The organism is Aureitalea sp. L0-47 (assembly GCF_026126405.1).
Taxonomy (GTDB): domain Bacteria; phylum Bacteroidota; class Bacteroidia; order Flavobacteriales; family Flavobacteriaceae; genus Pukyongia.
In genome coordinates this window covers 1-338 of sequence record NZ_JAFMTQ010000062.1, presented here as the reverse complement: position 1 = coordinate 338, position 338 = coordinate 1, and the positions used below count along the sequence as shown (strand labels likewise).

The 338-nt window shown below is 45.3% G+C and carries 1 protein-coding gene; it reads left to right on the top strand.

The window, feature by feature from the left end:
• Positions 1-76 precede the first annotated feature (76 nt).
• Positions 77-301 (top strand): hypothetical protein, encoded by a 225-nt coding sequence (locus J1N09_RS15470; RefSeq protein ID WP_265201184.1) that lies wholly within the window; start codon positions 77-79, stop codon positions 299-301.
• Positions 302-338 lie beyond the last annotated feature (37 nt).

Below are 338 nucleotides of genomic sequence, written 5' to 3'. Positions count from 1 at the left end.
GGAAGTCTGAAGTTGATGGTTTCGAATAAACAAATCAACAAATAAACGAATCAACTATTATTTTGTCCGGTGTACGGTGTCAAAAGTCAGAAGTCAGAAGTCGGAAGTCGGAAGTCGGAAGTCGGAAGTCGGAAGTCCGAAGTCGGAAGTCGGAAGTCGGAAGTCGGAAGTCGGAAGTCCGAAGTCGGAAGTCGGAAGTCGGAAGTCGGAAGTCGGAAGTCAGAAGTCGGAAGTCCGAAGTCGGAAGTCGGAAGTCGGAAGTCTGAAGTTGATGGTTTCGAATAAACAAATCAACAAATAAACGAATCAACTATTATTTTGTCCGGTGTACGGTGTCA